A 15,541-nucleotide genomic window follows, 5' to 3' on the forward strand; every position below is an offset into this window, starting at 1 on the left:
GTCCCGTCCGGGCGGCATCGTCGCCACGGGCGGTCCCGGAAGCATCTCTGCGTCCGGCACCTGCGGGTCTGGTCGAATGATCAACTGATCAGTTCAGGGTGTGCTTAAGAGTCTGTCCGGCCCGTCTACAGCCTCACAAGACCGGCTGCGTTAAGCCTGTGTAAATTCCCCCAAGTGACGACAAAGGCGGGCCACCCTTTCAGGTGACCCGCCGTCGTCGTGCTTTACAGGCTGTCAGTCGTTGATCAGATCGTGGACCACGATGGTCTGGTCACGGTCCGGGCCGACGCCGATCGCGGAGAAGCGCGTGCCGGAGAGCTTTTCGAGGGCCAGCACGTAGTTGCGGGCGTTCTCGGGGAGATCCTCCAGGGTGCGGGCACCGGTGATGTCCTCGGTCCAGCCGTCGAAGTACTCGAAGATGGGCACTGCGTGGTGGAACTCGGTCTGCGTCATGGGCATTTCGTCGTGCCGGACACCGTCAACGTCATAGGCAACGCAGACCGGGATCTGCTCGATGCCGGTGAGGACGTCCAGCTTGGTGACGAAGTAGTCCGTGAAGCCGTTCACGCGGGAAGCGTGGCGGGCCAGGACGGCGTCGTACCAGCCGCAGCGGCGCGGGCGGCCGGTGTTTACGCCGAACTCGCCACCGGTCTTCTGCAGGTACATGCCCATCTCGTCGAACAGTTCGGTGGGGAACGGTCCGGCGCCAACACGGGTGGTGTAGGCCTTGATGATGCCGATGGAGCGGGAGATCCGGGTGGGGCCGATGCCCGAGCCAACGGACGCGCCGCCGGCGGTCGGGTTGGAGGAGGTCACGAACGGGTAGGTGCCGTGGTCCACGTCCAGGAAGGTGGCCTGGCCGCCTTCCATAAGCACAACCTTGCCCTCGTCCAGGGCGTTGTTGAGGACCAGTGTGCTGTCGATGACCAGCGGGCGCAGGCGCTCGGCGAAAGCCAGGAAGTAGTCCACGATCTCGTCCACCACAATGTCGCGGCGGTTGTAGACCTTGACCAGGAGTTCGTTCTTCTGGCGCAGGGATCCTTCCACCTTCTGGCGGAGGATGGACTCGTCGAAGACGTCTTGGACGCGGATGCCCAGGCGGGCCACCTTGTCCATGTAGGCGGGGCCGATGCCGCGGCCGGTGGTGCCGATGGCGCGGCTGCCGAGGAAACGCTCGGTGACCTTGTCCAGGACCTGGTGGTAGGGCGCCACGAGGTGCGCGTTGGCGGAGATGCGCAGCTTGGACGTGTCCGCGCCACGGGCCTGCAGGCCTTCGATCTCCTGGAACAGGGCCTCGAGGTTCACCACACAGCCGTTGCCGATGATCGGAATCGCGTTGGGGCTCAAAATGCCGGCCGGAAGGAGTTTGAGCTCATACTTCTCACCGCCTACGACGACGGTGTGCCCGGCATTGTTGCCGCCGTTGGGCTTTACGACGTAGTCAACGCGGCCGCCCAGAAGATCGGTGGCCTTGCCTTTTCCTTCGTCGCCCCACTGGGCTCCTACGATCACGATTGCTGGCATGGGATCCTCCCCCATTCGTTCGGGCCGCACAGGTCCGTCCACCGAAATGGCAGGCCTGCGTAGCGCCGTTCATGAGAATGCCCCGAAGGCCATAGCCTGGCCGGACCGCTACGGCGGCCAACCACGCAAGAGTCCGGGGCTCTTACCACCCAAGTTTAGCCGATCACGGACTTTGTCCACTCAATAGGGTGCCCGTGGCCCTTCACGCGCGGCAAAGGACCACGGGCAGACTTCCCGCCGTCTACTACTCGTCGTCAGCTTCCTCGCCGGGACGGGACGTCTGGGTGTCCAGGCTGTCCCAGAAGGACGTATCGGCGTCGGCAATCGAACAGTCAGCGATGGCCGCCGCAGTGGCCGTCAGCGTGGTCACTGTCTGCTGGATCAGGTAACCGTTGCTGCGGAGCCCGAGGGCGTAGCCGTCCAGATAGTGATCAGACATGCCACGCATTTCGAAGAGCAGGGTAGCAATCCCGTACTCCACTGCGATGCCGTTGCGGCTGATGGTCTCGGCGCTGCCGCCCACATACTTGCCCAAGTGGCCCCAACCGGTGGAATCGACGTTGTTGAAGACCACGGCGCCCAACTGCTTGGACATTTCCACAACAGCCGGATCGGCATTGGGCGTGGTGGGGTACAGGATGGACCCGGAGACCAGCTTTCCGTCGCGTTCGCTCCGGGTGCCCTGGTGGTGCAGGTCGATCATGTAGTCAATGTTGTACTTCCGCATGACGTTGGTGTGAAGGGCCTGGGTTTCGGGCTGGATTTTGGCGACGTGGTCGCGGTTCAGGTCCACCTCCTCGGCGTTGTACCGCGTCATGTGGCGGTCGCCCTTGGCCAGGTAATCATCCAGCGGGAAGTTCACATCTCCCATCGCGCCGTCGGCGTTGAGCATGGGAACGATGAGGATGTTCACTCCGTCCAGGATGTCCCCCGATTTCCCGGTTCCCAGGTGTTTCACGAATGCCATGGCACCCTCGGTGGTCAACTGCTCATTTCCGTGCTGCTGGGTCAGGTACAGGATGGTGGGCTTGGCCGGGTCCGAAATGTACTTCACCAGGTGGATGTCCCGGCCCTTGACAGTCTGGCCGATCACTTCCAGATCCATGGCTGGCTGGCGGGTGTCCTGATCCTTCAGGAAGGAGACCAACTCGTCATAGGTTGCCAGTTTCGAGGTGGTGATCTGGCCGTTGCCGTCATAGTTGGGGCCTTCGCCCACGGCTTGGGCCAACGGTGCCGGCGCGGCGAGTGCCGTCAGAACCAGGGCTCCGGATACGGCCGCGGTCCTTAAAGTTGCCAGGGTTTTGTTCACGGTACGTTACCTCTCTCGACTGCATGGAGGGTGCGACCAGCCGCAACGTCCTTATTACGGGCTGTCACAGAAGCCAATCAAGCTAAACGAAAGCTGTCAATTAACTTGACAAAGACTGATCGCCCTGTGCCTTCCATCACGGGAGGTTAGGGCCGGGCCCCGCATTTCGCGGGGCTTGCTAAACTGATAGAGATCGACCAGGAATCGGTCCACACCACATTTCAAACCACGCCGGACGGGCGCGCCCATCACGCGCCCATTTTCCGGATTGGCAGCATCGCCGAGCCCCGCAGGAGACATTGCACTATATGACAGCCCTGGCCCCCGAATCCCTCCGTGAACAGCTCCTGAGCCGCCGCTACGAGCCCAACGTTGCCGCCGTCAACGAGCTGTGCGATTCCCTGCAGAGCGTCAAGCCCCACACCGAAGTCCCGTACGTCGACCCCATGCACGACGTGGACGAGTGCCGCATCATCAGCCTCTACTCCAACATCGGCGAGGCTGACCCGTCCGGCTTCATCACCGCCGGCGACGAAGACGCCGCCACCCGCATGCTCGGCATCCAGTGGAAGCTGGGCCTCCGCCCCGAGTTCGTGATGCCGTGGAACGTACACCCGTGGCACACCCCCGGCGAGGTCAACGGCAAGTTCACGCCGGACCAGATTTCCGCCGGCCTCAAGCCGCTCCTGAAGTTCCTCGCCGTGGTCCCCCGCGCCTCGGTGATCGTGGCCCACGGCACCGAAGCCAACCGCCTGGCCAACCTGCTGTTGAAGACCGAAGTTCCGCTGCTCTGGCGCCGCGGGCTGAAGACCTACAAGGTCCGCTCCCTCAGCGGCCGCGCCTTCGCCGGGACGCCCGCACGGCAGGAACAGTACCTTGAGGAAATGCGCGTCGTCTACACCGACGCCATGGCCCGCACAGGGCTCGCGAAGGTCTAGCCAACGGAACGCTCAACCACCGAACGACGGCGGGCGGTCACCTTTCTGAAACGGTGACCGCCCGCCGTCGTTCGTTAACAAGCAATGCGGGGTCACTTTCTGCCCAAAGACGTGGTTTATTGGGCAGGAAGTGACCCCGCGTTGCTCTTCAAACTACTTGCCCTCGATGGCTGCCTTGGCTGCCGGGTCCGAGTCGTTAAGGAACTTCTCGATGCGTTCCGGTTCCTCGGCCTCGCCGATGGCCGCGGACGCGCGGCCCAGCGAGTAGAGCGCGCGCAGGAAGCCGCGGTTGGGTTCGTGCTCCCACGGGATGGGACCCACGCCGCGCCAGCCGTTGCGGCGCAGAGAGTCCAGCCCGCGGTGGTAGCCAACGCGCGAGTAGGCGTAGGAATCGATGGTGCGGCCCTCGGCCCACGCCTCCTCCGCCAGGACAGCCCACAACAGCGACGATGTGGGGTGCTTTTCAACCAGGTCCAGGGCTTCGGCGCCGGCGTCCAGCTGAGCGTAGACGTCGGTCTCGGCAGGCAGGAGCGTTGGCTCCGGGCCCATGAGGTTCTTGCGGAACTCGTCGGACATTCCTAGAAGGTCTTTCCAGCGGAACCCAGCTGCTTGGTTGCCTCGACGACGCGGGCGGACAGGCCCGCCTCGGCGGAGGCACCCCAGACGCGCGGATCGTAGAGTTTCTTGTTGCCCACTTCGCCGTCAACCTTAAGCACGCCGTCGTAGTTCTTGAACATGTGGTCCACCACGGGACGCGTGTACGCGTACTGGGTGTCGGTGTCGATGTTCATCTTGATCACACCATAGGAGACGGCGTCGGCGATCTCCTGGTCGGAGGAACCGGAGCCGCCGTGGAACACGAGGTCGAAAGGGCTGTTCTTGCCAAGTTTGGCTCCCACTTGGGCCTGGATGTCCTTGAGGATCTCCGGGCGCAGCTTCACACCACCGGGCTTGTACACACCGTGCACGTTGCCGAAGGTCAGGGCCGTGATGTAGCGGCCGTTCTCGCCGGCGCCGAGGGCTTCAATGGTGGCCAGAGCGTCCTCCACCGTGGTGTACAACTTGTCGTTGATGGCGTTTTCCACGCCGTCTTCCTCGCCGCCCACGATGCCGATTTCAACTTCGAGGATCATCTTCGCGGCGGCGGTGCGTTCCAGCAGTTCGCGCGCGGTGCTGAGGTTCTCGTTGAGCGGCTCGTGCGAACCGTCCCACATGTGCGAGTTGAAGATCGGGTTGCGGCCGGCCTTGACCTCGGCCTCCGAAGCTGCGAGCAGCGGCAGGACAAAGCCGTCCAGCTTGTCCTTGGGGCAGTGGTCGGTGTGGAGGGCAATGTTGACGCCGTAGTTCTTGGCAACTTCCCGGGCGAACGCGGCGAAGCCGAGCGAACCGGCCACCATGTCCTTGGTGGCCGCGCCGGACCAGTAGGCGGCTCCGCCGGTGGACACCTGGACGATGCCGTCGGACTCAGCCTCGGCGAAGCCGCGCAGTGCGGCGTTCAGCGTCTGCGAGGAGGTGACGTTGACGGCCGGGAATGCATAGCCTCCGGCCTTGGCACGGTCGATCATCTCGGAGTAGATCTCTGGGGTTGCAATGGGCATGGTGACTCCTATGCTGAGTTTTCGTCTATGGGTTGTGACCCTGGAGAGTAGACCTCTTACGGCTAGCCACCATCCTAGCCATTTCTGTACAGGGGCAGTGTTTCGGGTCACGCGGGCCGGTAACACTTACGCTCACATGCCGCACCGAGATGGCATTTCACGGCAGTGTCGGCGCCCGGGACTGCCGCGAAATGCCATCTCGTGCAGGGGGTTTAGCCGTACAGCCAGCAGTTGCTCACTGCGGACCGGTTTGAGAAGCGGCGCTCCAGGAAGATGAACGCCTGCGGGATGGCGGCCGCGTAGCCGCCGATGTGGGTGGCCCCGGCCGTGACATCGAAATACACCGACGATCCGGCGGCGCACCAGCGCTTGGCCAGCTGCCTGCCTTGGTCGTAGGGGATGACGTCATCGAGGACGCTGTGCGAGAGCAGTACGGGGACCTGCGGCGCCCGGCCGTTGCCGATCTTCTGTGCGGCAATGACGGTTTTTAGCTCGGGGAGCTCCAGCAGCGAGCTCAGCTTCTGCCCCGAAACCGTGAGCTGCGCAGTGTTCAGGAAGCCGCTTGAGGCGATCGACTGCAAAGTGCAGTCGTTGTCTGTCGCCGCCAGCTTCGCCCGCCCTGCGGCGTTGAGGTGGGGGCTCAGGTCCAGTCCGCCGGCGGCGCCCATGCCCGTCACCGCATAGAGCAGGAAGCCGGTATACAGGCCGCCGTCGAGGTTTCGTCCGACGGCGGGAAGGTCCGCCGGAACCGCCCCCGCGTACGCACCCTTGAGGTTCAGTTCCGGAGCGTATTGGGGTGCAAGCTCGACGGCGGCTGCCGAGGCGCCGCCGCCCTGCGAGTAGCCAGCCAGGGCTACGGGGCCGCCGGGCATGATCTGCGGGTTCCCCAGCCGCTGGGCCGCACGGGCGGCGTCGAGAACGGCATGCGCCTGCGATTCGCGCGCCATGTAGGTGTGGCTGCCGGCCGTGCCGAGGCCCTCATAGTCGGTCACCGCCCGCGAGTAGCCCCTCGCCAGCAGCCCGGCGATGAAGATTCCTTCGTATTCCTCGCCGGTGGCCATGGCCCGGGACGGCGCGCACTGGTCCCCCTGCCCCTGGGTTCCGGCGGCGTAGCTGACCAGCGGGCGCGGGCCCGACCCGGTCCAGGCCGCGTACGGCACCAGCACTGTGCCGGTCACGGCGACGGGCGCCCCGGAACTGTTCACGGAGCGGTACATGATGCGCTGCACGGAGGCCTGGGCCCGGATGATCTTGAGCGGATCGACATGGAAGACAGACGGCTCCGTCCGGACCAGGTCGCCGTTGTTGGCCGGAAGTGAGGCGGGGGTGAAGTAGAAGTCGAGCGGGTTGGCCGTCGTCGCCGGTGTAAGGGCAGGTGCCGGCTCGGCGTAGGCCACCGCGCCACAACCGAAGGTGAGAACCGCGGCCAACATAATGGCCGAACAGACGCGTACAGAAGGATGCTTCATTGAACCTCCAGTCAGTGCCACACTCGCCAGTGAGTGTGATCCAAGCCAGATGCTACTGGCGGGTAACTTATAGACCTAGGGATTCACGAAGATTACCGATAGTTTCATCTCGGATTCAACGCCGGGGCCAGCCGCGCCTGCATCGAGATGGCATTTCACGGCAATGCCGGAGCCCGGGACTGCCGTGAAATGCCATCTCGGCGGGGTTCAGAAGTTGCGCGGGGTCAGACGGGCTGGCTAAAGACGTGCCGGCGGATCCAGGCGTGCATGGCGATCGCGGCGGCGGAGGCGGCGTTGATGGAGCGCGTGGAGCCGAACTGCTCGATGGACAGGGTGGCAAGGGCCGCCTCGTGGACCTCCGGCGTCAGCCCGGGCCCTTCCTGGCCGAACACCAGGACGCAGTCCTTGGGCAGCTCATACGTCTCCAGGGGCACGGAATCCGGGAAGATGTCGATCCCGATGATCGCGAGCCCCTCCCCCTGCGCCCACACCACAAAGTCCTCAACGGTCGGGTGGTGGCGGACGTGCTGGTAACGGTCGGTGACCATCGCCCCGCGCCTGTTCCACCGGCGTCGTCCGATGATGTGGACTTCCTTGGCGAGGAACGCGTTGGCGGTGCGCACCACGGTGCCGATGTTGAGGTCGTGCTGCCAGTTTTCGATGGCGATGTGGAAGTTGTGCCGCTTCGAATCGAGGTCCGCCACGATCGCGTCATGCTTCCAGTAGCGGTACTGGTCCACCACATTGCGGCGGTCGCCGTCGGCGAGCAATTCCGGATCCCAGTGGTCACCTTCCGGCCACGATCCCTCCCAGGGCCCGACGCCGACCTCCGCCTTTGGCTCCGGCGCCTCCTGGGGCGCTGGCTCCTCCGCTGGAATCGGATGAAGTTCGACTGGGTTTCCGGGCGTTTGTTTCACCCCTCAACACTAGACTGGACCACTGGAGCATTCATCACCGGCGGAGGTAAACGTGGCAGAAGCAGACCAGGTACAGGGTTCACCGGCGGTTTACCGCAGCGGCCAGGAGATCGAATGCTGGCTGACAGACATGGACGGCGTGCTCGTCCACGAAAACCATGCCGTCCCAGGGGCCGCCGAACTGATCCAGCGCTGGGTGGACACGTCCAAGCGGTTCCTGGTGCTGACGAACAACTCGATCTTCACGCCCCGCGACCTGGCTGCCAGGCTGCGGGCCTCCGGGCTGGAGATCCCCGAGGAGAACATCTGGACGTCCGCGCTGGCCACCGCCACCTTCCTCAAGGACCAGGTGCGGGGTTCCGGCTCCGGGAACCGCGCCTACACCATCGGCGAGGCAGGGCTGACGACGGCGCTGCACGAGGCAGGCTTTATCCTCACCGACCAGGACCCGGACTATGTGGTGCTCGGCGAAACCCGTACGTACTCCTTTGAGGCCATCACCATGGCCATCCGCCTGATCCTGGCCGGGGCCCGCTTTATTGCCACCAACCCGGACGCCACCGGCCCGTCCAAGGACGGCCCGATGCCCGCGACGGGCGCCATCGCCGCGCTCATCACGAAGGCCACAGGCCGGGAACCGTACATTGTGGGCAAGCCGAATCCCATGATGTTCCGGTCCGCCATGAACCAGATCGATGCGCACTCGGAGACCACGGCAATGATCGGGGACCGGATGGACACCGACATCATCGCCGGCATGGAGGCAGGCCTGCACACGGTCCTGGTCCTCAGCGGCATTACGCAGCGCGAAGACATTGCCGCCTACCCGTTCCGGCCCAACCAGGTGCTGGACTCCGTGGCCGACCTGAAGAACCAGATCTAGAAGACCGTCACCTTCGAGCCACCGCGGGGCAGCGGGAAAAAGTCGTCCATCAGCCGCTCCACGATGGGCCGGTAGATGAGCGGATTCCAGCCCGGGCTCGCGTGCGCCGGCAGGGCCCCGTCCGTTTGCAGGTCCATGGAGACCATGTGGGGTTGGAACGCTGCCGACCACGCGTCCTTGGCCGTCTGGTAACGGACCGTGCGGTCTTTCGGGTTGCCGATGTACGCCATCCGCGTCGCGCCGAGCTTGTCCACAAACCGGTTTCCGTCGAAGTGGTAGATGTAGGCCGACTCGGACTGGATGAGCACACTGGACGGGGCGATCGGGGACAGCTGCTCCATGGTCTGGTCCAGGATCTGCCGCCAGGTCCGCTCGTCCTTGTGGATGACGCGCTCCCCCAGTTCGTAGCTGCCGCGGACCACGGACGGGACCCGGAAGCCGCTCTCGTACAGGAACACCACGCCGTCGAACCAGCTCTCGTCCAGCACGTCGCTCCGGCTGTAGGGGCTGGAGTCCAGCAGGATGAAATCCACCTCCACGCCGTGGAATTCCCGGAGCCGCGCTGCCACCTGGGTGGCCACCATGCCACCGAAGCTGTGGCCGTAGAAAAAAAGCTTGGTCAGCTTTTTCGCCCGGACGTGTTCGATGACGGCGATCACCACCTCATCGATGTCCAGCCCTAGGTTGGAATAGCCGACGGCGGCCAGCTGGCCGCGCTTGTTCAGCGCACCACGCATTGCGTTCAGGATCCAGAGCGCCTCTTCCCAGCTTGTCTTGTAGCCGGGGAAGAGGAACCAGCTGGCGTTCGGGTAGTAGGCGTCGGCGAAGTCGTCCGCGACCTGCAGTATCCGGTTGACCTGCCGCTCCGCCTGGACATGGCGGGTGACCAGCATGTCCGCCGCCAGCAGGGCCGAGGCGCCCGTGCCGGCCAGGAACCCGCGGCGCGAAAACCGCTTGAATGCGGCGGCATTGGCCAGCAGTCGGGCTTGATGAGCACCTGGCTGTTCCTGCGGATCTGCTTCCCCCCTGTACGGCACACCTCTACCGTAGCCACAGCGGAAGCCGCCGCTGCAACCCCGGCGCCGTGTAACCCCTGGCGTGAACCCGCTAGGAGAGGCCCAGCTCGTCCTTGCCGAAGGCGAACAGGTAGGGCACGCCGGTCTCGGCTTCGATCTTTTCCTTGGCACCGGTGTCCCGGTCCACGATGACGGCCACGGCCACCACGTTGCCGCCGGCTTTCCGGACACCCTCAACAGCGGTGAGGGCGGAGCCGCCGGTGGTGGACGTATCCTCCAGCACCAGGACCTTGCGGCCGTCAACCGACGGACCTTCAACCTGGCGGCCCATGCCGTAGGACTTCTGGGCTTTGCGGACCACAAACGCGTCCACGGTGCGGCCGGCGTCCACCGCAGCGTGCATAACGGCGGTGCCCACGGGGTCAGCACCCATGGTCAGGCCACCGGCGCACTCAAAGTCGATTCCGGCGTCGTCCGTCAGTGACAGCATGACCTGTCCCACCAGCTTGGAGGCCTCATGGTGCAGCGTGATGCGGCGCAGGTCGATGTAGTAGTCGGCCTCGGCACCGCTGGAGAGGATCACCTTGCCGCGGACCACGGCAAGTTCCTTGATCAGTTCCAGCAGGCGGGCACGGGCAGCAGTGTTGGAAGCAGCATCAGGGGTGGCAGTCATGGTGTCCAGTTTACTGGAGGCCTCGACGCGGAAATGGCCCTGTGACGCAGAAAAGGAACGGCGCTACGCGTATCCGCGTAGCGCCAGTCCGTCTGCGAGTCGTCAGTCTAGAACCCCAGCGATAACCCTAGAGCCGGGTGTCGAAGGATTCGCAGAAGACATTCTCGTTGAATGTCCCCTGGAACTCAGACTTGCCCATGATCTTCTCGATGGTGGCGCGGATGGCCTCCACAGTTCCCGCATGGGCGTGGATGGCGGTCTTGACCATCGGCACGTCGATGAGGTGGTTGGGCTGGTTCAGCGACACAAACACCGTGGGAACCTCGGTAACGTACCAAGGGATTTCCGCGGCCATCGGGGTGGACCACTTGATCCGGATTGCCGCTTCCTGGGCAAAGCCCTTGACGTTCGCGAAGACAAACGCGGCGTCGTACTTGTCCGCGTAGTCGCCGGTGGCTTCCTCGGAGATGACCGACATGAAGTTCACGCCAGTCTCCCCCGCGGCTTCGCGCTGAGCGGCGGTTTTGAACAGGTGCACCTCGAAGCCGGCTTTTTCCAGTTCGTCCTTGACCGTGTCCAGGTAGGCCAGCGGGTCCGCCATGGTGAAGTCCGGGCCGCCGGAGATGCCGTACAGGCGGATCCGTTTGTGCGTCTCCGGCCGGATGGGCAGGTTGTTCGCGGTGTCCTTGACCAGGGTGACGGTCTTGTCCGCGATCTCTGCGGCGACGGCGCGGTGCTCCGCGCTGCCGATCTTCGCCAGGGCTTCCACCGGCGGAACCAGTTCGTTGCGTGCCTTCAGGTGCAGCCCCAGCGAGGCCTTGAGGGCCAGGATGCGGCGCAGGGCGTCATGCAGGCGCTGCTCGGTGATAACGCCGGACTTGTAGCCGTCCAGCATGTACTGGAAGTCTTCGTCGGCGTTGCGGAAGAACAGGAACATGTCGCAACCCGCGGCAATCGTCGCAGGAACCAGGTCTTTGCGCTTCATGGCCTGGGTGAGTCCGATCATCTGCGAGGCGTCCGTGAGGATGAGCCCGTTGAAGCCGAGCTCGCCGCGCAGCAGGTCCTGGAGCAGCTCCGGGGCCAGGGTGGCAGGACGGATGTCCTTGTCCGCCAGGCCCGGGCGGAAGTGCCGGGAAAGGTCCGGCGCGCCGATGTGCCCGATCATGATGGACTGCACGCCGTGCCCGATCATTTCGCGGTACACGTGGCCATACGTCTTGTTCCACTCGTCGTAACCGAGCGTGTTGTACGACGTGACCACGTGCTGGTCGCGCTCGTCCATGCCGTCGCCCGGGAAGTGCTTCATGGCGCAGGCCGTGGGAGATTCACTGATGCCGTCGAAGTATTCCTTGGCCCGTTCCACCACGATCTCCGGCGTGTTGCCGAAGGCCCGGGTGGAGATGACCGTGTTCCTCCAGTTGTAGTGGATGTCCACGATCGGGGCGAAGGCCCAGTTGCAGCCCAGGGCTGCGGTTTCAACGCCGGCAACCTGCCCCATCCGGCGTGCGATGGACTTGTCCGGGTGCGAGCCTGCCTGCAGGTGCGTGGACACAAACGTGCCGTCGTCGCAGCTTCCGGCGCCGCCCATTTCCGGGTTGGACGCCACCAGCAGCGGCACCTTGGACTTCGACTGCGCGTGCCGGATGTGTTCCTGCACGGCAGCGGAGGGGCCTGGCCGGTAACGCATGCCGCCCACATGGAAATTCTCCAGCACACCGTCGAGGTACTCCGGGGAGTAATCGTTGTTGTGGTTGATGAACAGCTGCCCGATCTTCTCCTCAAGCGTCATCGATTCCAGGGTGGTGTTCACCCAGGTGATCGCTGCGTCATCGAGGTTGAACGGCGCGGCCTGGAGGTCGACGTCGAACTGGCGCACTGGGGTGCCAGCGGCACCAGCGGCACTTTCGTCGGCGGAATTTCCGACGGCGGCAGTCACCGCAGCTGCGATGCCGGCCAACGCGTCGGCCACGACCTGGTCCACTGGAGCGGCGATGTCCACCACAATGCCTGCCTCATCGGCTTCCAACGCTTCGAGGGTGGCCAGCTGGGATTCCAGCAGCGCGGGCGGCATAAAGTGCCCGGAGCGGCCTTCAGTCCGTGCCCTCAGAACCTCTTTGCTGCCATGCAGGTGCAGGAACACCGTACCCGGCGCCTGCGCGCGGATGGCGTCGCGGTAACTGCGGCGAAGAGCCGAGCAGGCCAGAACCAGGCCGCCCTTGGCAGCTGCCAGTTCAAAGCCCACCGTGGCGAGCCACGGCCAGCGGTCCTCGTCGGTCAGCGGAGTGCCCGCTGCCATCTTGGCGACGTTCTCCACCGGGTGGAGGGAATCGCCGTCGAGGAACTGAACGCCCAGCTCGCGGGCCACCAGGTCACCAATGGTGGTCTTGCCGCAGCCGGAGACGCCCATAACAATGACGCGCGGGCCGGAAGCTCCTCCTGCTGTGGAAGGCGATGTAGTGGCGGTCACCAGTCGTGCACCGTTCCGTCTACCAGGCGGTTGTACGGCAGGTACGCCTGCTGGTACGGGTACGCCGCCGCGGCTTCCTCGTTGAATTCGACGCCGATACCGGGCTTGTCGCCCGGGTGCAGGTAGCCGTCCTTGAAGGTCATGGACTGCTCGAAGACCTCGTTGGTCTTGTCCGAGTGCTGCATGTATTCCTGGATGCCGTAGTTGTGGATGGCCAAGCCAACGTGCAACTGCGCGGCGAAGCCCACCGGGGAAATGTCCGTGGGGCCGTGGAAGCCGGACTTGATCTGGTACTGGGCGGCGAAGTCCATGACCTTCTTCAGCGGGGAGATGCCGCCGAAGTGGGTGGAGGCTGCGCGGACGTAGTCGATCAGCTGTTCCTTGATGAGGGTCTGGTAGTCCCACACGGTGTTGAAGATTTCACCGATGGCCAGCGGGGTGGTGGTGTGCTGGCGGACCAGGCGCAGGCCCTCCTGGTTTTCGGCCGGGGTGCAGTCCTCGAGCCAGAAGAGGTCGTACGGTTCCAGGGCCTTGCCGAGCTTGGCGGCCTGGATGGGGGTCATGCGGTGGTGGCCGTCGTGCAGCAGCGGGATTTCCGGGCCGAACTCATTGCGCACGGCTTCAAAGACGGTGGGCAGGTGGCGCAGGTAGGCGCGGGTGTCCCAGTCCTCTTCCTGGGGGAACGCGCCGCGGCCGGCGGGCTCGTAGTCGTAGCGTTCGCCCGAGGCCTGGGCCTGCGCGGCCACACCGTAGACGGCCTTGATGCCGGGGACAGCGGTCTGGATGCGGATGGACTTGTAACCCAGTTCCAGGTGCTCACGGACTGAATCGAACAGCGACTCGAGGTCAGCGCCGGAAGCGTGGCCGTAAGCGCGCAGGCCGTTGCGTGAAGCGCCGCCCAGGAGCTGGTAGACCGGCATGTTCGCCATCTTGCCCTTGATGTCCCACAGGGCCATGTCCACGGCGGCGATTGCGGCCATGGTGACCGGCCCGCGGCGCCAGTAGGAGCTGCGGTACAGGAACTGCCAGGTGTCCTCGATCTTGTGCGGATCCTTGCCGATCAGCAGCTGGGCCACGTGCTCTTTGAGGTAGGCGGCAACAGCCAGTTCGCGGCCGTTCAGCGTGGCGTCACCGATGCCGGTGACCCCGTCGTCCGTAGTGATGCGCAGGGTCACGAAGTTACGTGACGGGCTTGTCACAAAGACTTCAGCGGCAATGATTTTCACGGCAGATCCTTTCGGGGACTTCTGGTCAGTTTGTGGTGCTGGGAGTTAGTGGCCGGCAGTTTTGCCGGCGCCAACCGGGGTGCCAGCATCAGCGGTGGTGCTGGCGTCAGTAGTGGTGCTGGCGTCAGCGGCTTCGCCGGCGCCCACAGTTTTGGTCCGGCGTTCCTGGATCTCCTTGAGGATCTCCGCGTGCTTGGCGTCGGTCAGCGTGTACTTGGACATAACTAATACGGCAAGGATAGTCAGCACGGCAGGGATTGCGCCCGCGGCGATCTGAATGCCGAACAGGGCGTCCGCGGTCTGGGCCGCTCCGGACTTGTAGCCGCCCAGCGCCAGGGCGTACGCGGCCAGGGCGCCGCCCACAGCCTGTCCGGATTTCCGCGTGAAGGAGAACAGGGCGTACGTGATTCCTTCGGTGCGGACACCGGTCCGCCATTCGCCGTACTCCACAGTGTCGGCTTCCAGCGCCCACACCACGATGTTGACGGCAAGGACGCCCACCAGGCTGACCACGAGGCCGGTAAAGCCCATCCAGACCTGGCCGGCCGGGGCGAAGAAGATGATCGCACCGCCGAGGACAGTGACCAGCGAAGAGTAGATGTAGACGCTCTTCTTGCCGACGTTACGGACAAGTTTGGGCATAAAGGCGGCCAGGAAGAAGGTGAGCGCCAGCTGGATGATGGACAGTACGGGGTATAGGTCCAGGCGGCCCAGGACGTCGCGCAGGTAGTACAGCTGCACGGAGGTCAGGGCGAGGTAGCCGGAGAGGAAGAAGAAGGAGCTCAGGCACAGCATCAAGAGGGGCTTGTTGCCTTTGAGCGTGTCCACGCTCTGCTTGAACGTCACCTTGGGGACGGCGCGGTGCACGCGTTCCTTGGCGGTCAATGCGGTGAAGAAGTACAGCGCCGCCCCGATGACCACAAACACCAGGGTGATGGTGGTGAACGTCGACTGGAGATCGGCACCGGGCTTGATCAGCGGCGCAACGAAGATACCCAGCGAAGAGCCCACCAGCAGGGCGCCCACCATGCGGGCCGAACCCAGCTTGGCGCGCTCTCCCGGATCCTGCGTCATGGCGCCGGCCAGCGAGCCGTACGGAATGTTCACGAGGCTGTAGGCAAGGCCTAGGGCGGCGTAGGTGACGTAGGCGTACAGCAGTGTGCCGGATTCACCCAGCTGCGGAATGGAGAACGTTGCCACGCTCAGCAGGAGCAGCGGGATGGAGCCGAACATGATGAAGGGCCGGAACTTACCGAAGCGCTTGCTGTAGGTCCGGTCAACGATCCGGCCGGCGAAGACATCAGCGAAAGCGTCAAAGAGCCTGACCACGAGCAGCAGGGTTCCGGCAGCCGCGGCGGAGATGCCGGCAACGTCCGTGTAGTACACCAACAGGAACATGGTGGCGGTGGTGAATGCGAGGTTGTTGGCTGCATCGCCGGCGCCATAGCCGATGATGCTGAGCTTGTTTAGCTTTTTCATGAATTGGGCTCCTTTACCCTTGCCGCCGTGTTGGCCAGCGAA

The 15,541-nt window shown here is 64.4% G+C and carries 13 protein-coding genes; 2 read left to right on the forward strand and 11 right to left on the reverse strand.

What is annotated here, in order from left to right:
* Positions 1-234: 234 nt before the first annotated feature.
* Positions 235-1,524 carry an adenylosuccinate synthase gene (locus NG697_RS08170; RefSeq protein ID WP_056348633.1) on the reverse strand — a complete coding sequence of 430 codons (1,290 nt, stop codon included), beginning with the start codon at positions 1,522-1,524 and terminating at the stop codon, positions 235-237.
* Positions 1,525-1,768: 244 nt separating this feature from the next.
* Complete coding sequence (locus NG697_RS08175; RefSeq protein ID WP_252613984.1) at positions 1,769-2,833, reverse strand: M14 family zinc carboxypeptidase; 1,065 nt, start codon at positions 2,831-2,833, stop codon at positions 1,769-1,771.
* Positions 2,834-3,141: 308 nt separating this feature from the next.
* Between NG697_RS08175 and NG697_RS08180 the strand changes: the two genes are divergently transcribed.
* Positions 3,142-3,771, forward strand: a complete 630-nt coding sequence (locus NG697_RS08180; protein WP_056348638.1) for a uracil-DNA glycosylase family protein — start codon at positions 3,142-3,144, stop codon at positions 3,769-3,771.
* 153 nt (positions 3,772-3,924) lie between these two features.
* Here the strand turns inward: NG697_RS08180 and NG697_RS08185 are convergent, their stop codons facing one another.
* The 4 genes from NG697_RS08185 to NG697_RS08200 form a co-directional block, all read right to left on the reverse strand.
* A complete protein-coding gene (locus tag NG697_RS08185; RefSeq protein WP_252602174.1) occupies positions 3,925-4,347 on the reverse strand; it encodes a DUF3151 domain-containing protein in 423 nt (140 codons plus the stop codon).
* A 2-nt stretch (positions 4,348-4,349) separates the two neighbouring features.
* Positions 4,350-5,369 carry a class II fructose-bisphosphate aldolase gene (fbaA, locus tag NG697_RS08190; protein ID WP_056348649.1) on the reverse strand — a complete coding sequence of 340 codons (1,020 nt, stop codon included), beginning with the start codon at positions 5,367-5,369 and terminating at the stop codon, positions 4,350-4,352.
* Positions 5,370-5,581: 212 nt separating this feature from the next.
* Positions 5,582-6,838: a lipase family protein gene (locus NG697_RS08195; RefSeq protein WP_252613986.1), complete on the reverse strand. Its 1,257-nt coding sequence runs from the start codon at positions 6,836-6,838 to the stop codon at positions 5,582-5,584.
* Between the two features lie 224 nt (positions 6,839-7,062).
* Entirely contained in the window at positions 7,063-7,755 is a 693-nt protein-coding gene (locus tag NG697_RS08200) for a TrmH family RNA methyltransferase (protein ID WP_374209906.1), read from the reverse strand.
* 52 nt (positions 7,756-7,807) lie between these two features.
* Here NG697_RS08200 and NG697_RS08205 point away from each other — a divergent pair, with 52 nt between their 5' ends.
* A complete protein-coding gene (locus NG697_RS08205; protein WP_252602164.1) occupies positions 7,808-8,638 on the forward strand; it encodes an HAD-IIA family hydrolase in 831 nt (276 codons plus the stop codon).
* On the opposite strand, the gene NG697_RS08210 is transcribed toward NG697_RS08205, so the two are convergent.
* From NG697_RS08210 to uidB, 5 genes are all read right to left on the reverse strand, one after another.
* A complete protein-coding gene (locus NG697_RS08210; RefSeq protein ID WP_252613992.1) occupies positions 8,635-9,675 on the reverse strand; it encodes an alpha/beta fold hydrolase in 1,041 nt (346 codons plus the stop codon). The genes NG697_RS08205 and NG697_RS08210 overlap by 4 nt on opposite strands.
* 70 nt (positions 9,676-9,745) lie before the next feature.
* Entirely contained in the window at positions 9,746-10,327 is a 582-nt protein-coding gene (gene pyrE, locus NG697_RS08215; RefSeq protein ID WP_252602161.1) for an orotate phosphoribosyltransferase, read from the reverse strand.
* A 127-nt stretch (positions 10,328-10,454) separates the two neighbouring features.
* On the reverse strand, positions 10,455-12,734 hold the full coding sequence (locus tag NG697_RS08220; RefSeq protein WP_252602236.1) for a gluconokinase, GntK/IdnK-type: 2,280 nt from the start codon (positions 12,732-12,734) through the stop codon (positions 10,455-10,457).
* A gap of 56 nt (positions 12,735-12,790) precedes the next feature.
* Entirely contained in the window at positions 12,791-14,020 is a 1,230-nt protein-coding gene (manD, locus tag NG697_RS08225; RefSeq protein WP_056348669.1) for a D-mannonate dehydratase ManD, read from the reverse strand.
* A gap of 45 nt (positions 14,021-14,065) precedes the next feature.
* Positions 14,066-15,499 carry a glucuronide transporter gene (uidB, locus tag NG697_RS08230; RefSeq protein ID WP_252602158.1) on the reverse strand — a complete coding sequence of 478 codons (1,434 nt, stop codon included), beginning with the start codon at positions 15,497-15,499 and terminating at the stop codon, positions 14,066-14,068.
* Positions 15,500-15,541 lie beyond the last annotated feature (42 nt).

It is taken from the genome of Pseudarthrobacter raffinosi (assembly GCF_023913835.1).
Taxonomy (GTDB): domain Bacteria; phylum Actinomycetota; class Actinomycetes; order Actinomycetales; family Micrococcaceae; genus Arthrobacter; species Arthrobacter raffinosi.

Bases quoted from the DNA above. Each gene is read 5' to 3' on its own strand.
- uidB (WP_252602158.1), bottom strand. From the start codon at position 15,499: ATGAAAAAGCTAAACAAGCTCAGCATCATCGGCTATGGCGCCGGCGAT.
- NG697_RS08170 (WP_056348633.1), bottom strand. From the start codon at position 1,524: ATGCCAGCAATCGTGATCGTAGGAGCCCAGTGGGGCGACGAAGGAAAA.
- pyrE (WP_252602161.1), bottom strand. From the start codon at position 10,327: ATGACTGCCACCCCTGATGCTGCTTCCAACACTGCTGCCCGTGCCCGC.
- NG697_RS08220 (WP_252602236.1), bottom strand. From the start codon at position 12,734: ATGGGCGTCTCCGGCTGCGGCAAGACCACCATTGGTGACCTGGTGGCC.
- NG697_RS08180 (WP_056348638.1), top strand. From the start codon at position 3,142: ATGACAGCCCTGGCCCCCGAATCCCTCCGTGAACAGCTCCTGAGCCGC.
- NG697_RS08195 (WP_252613986.1), bottom strand. From the start codon at position 6,838: ATGAAGCATCCTTCTGTACGCGTCTGTTCGGCCATTATGTTGGCCGCG.
- fbaA (WP_056348649.1), bottom strand. From the start codon at position 5,369: ATGCCCATTGCAACCCCAGAGATCTACTCCGAGATGATCGACCGTGCC.
- NG697_RS08185 (WP_252602174.1), bottom strand. From the start codon at position 4,347: ATGTCCGACGAGTTCCGCAAGAACCTCATGGGCCCGGAGCCAACGCTC.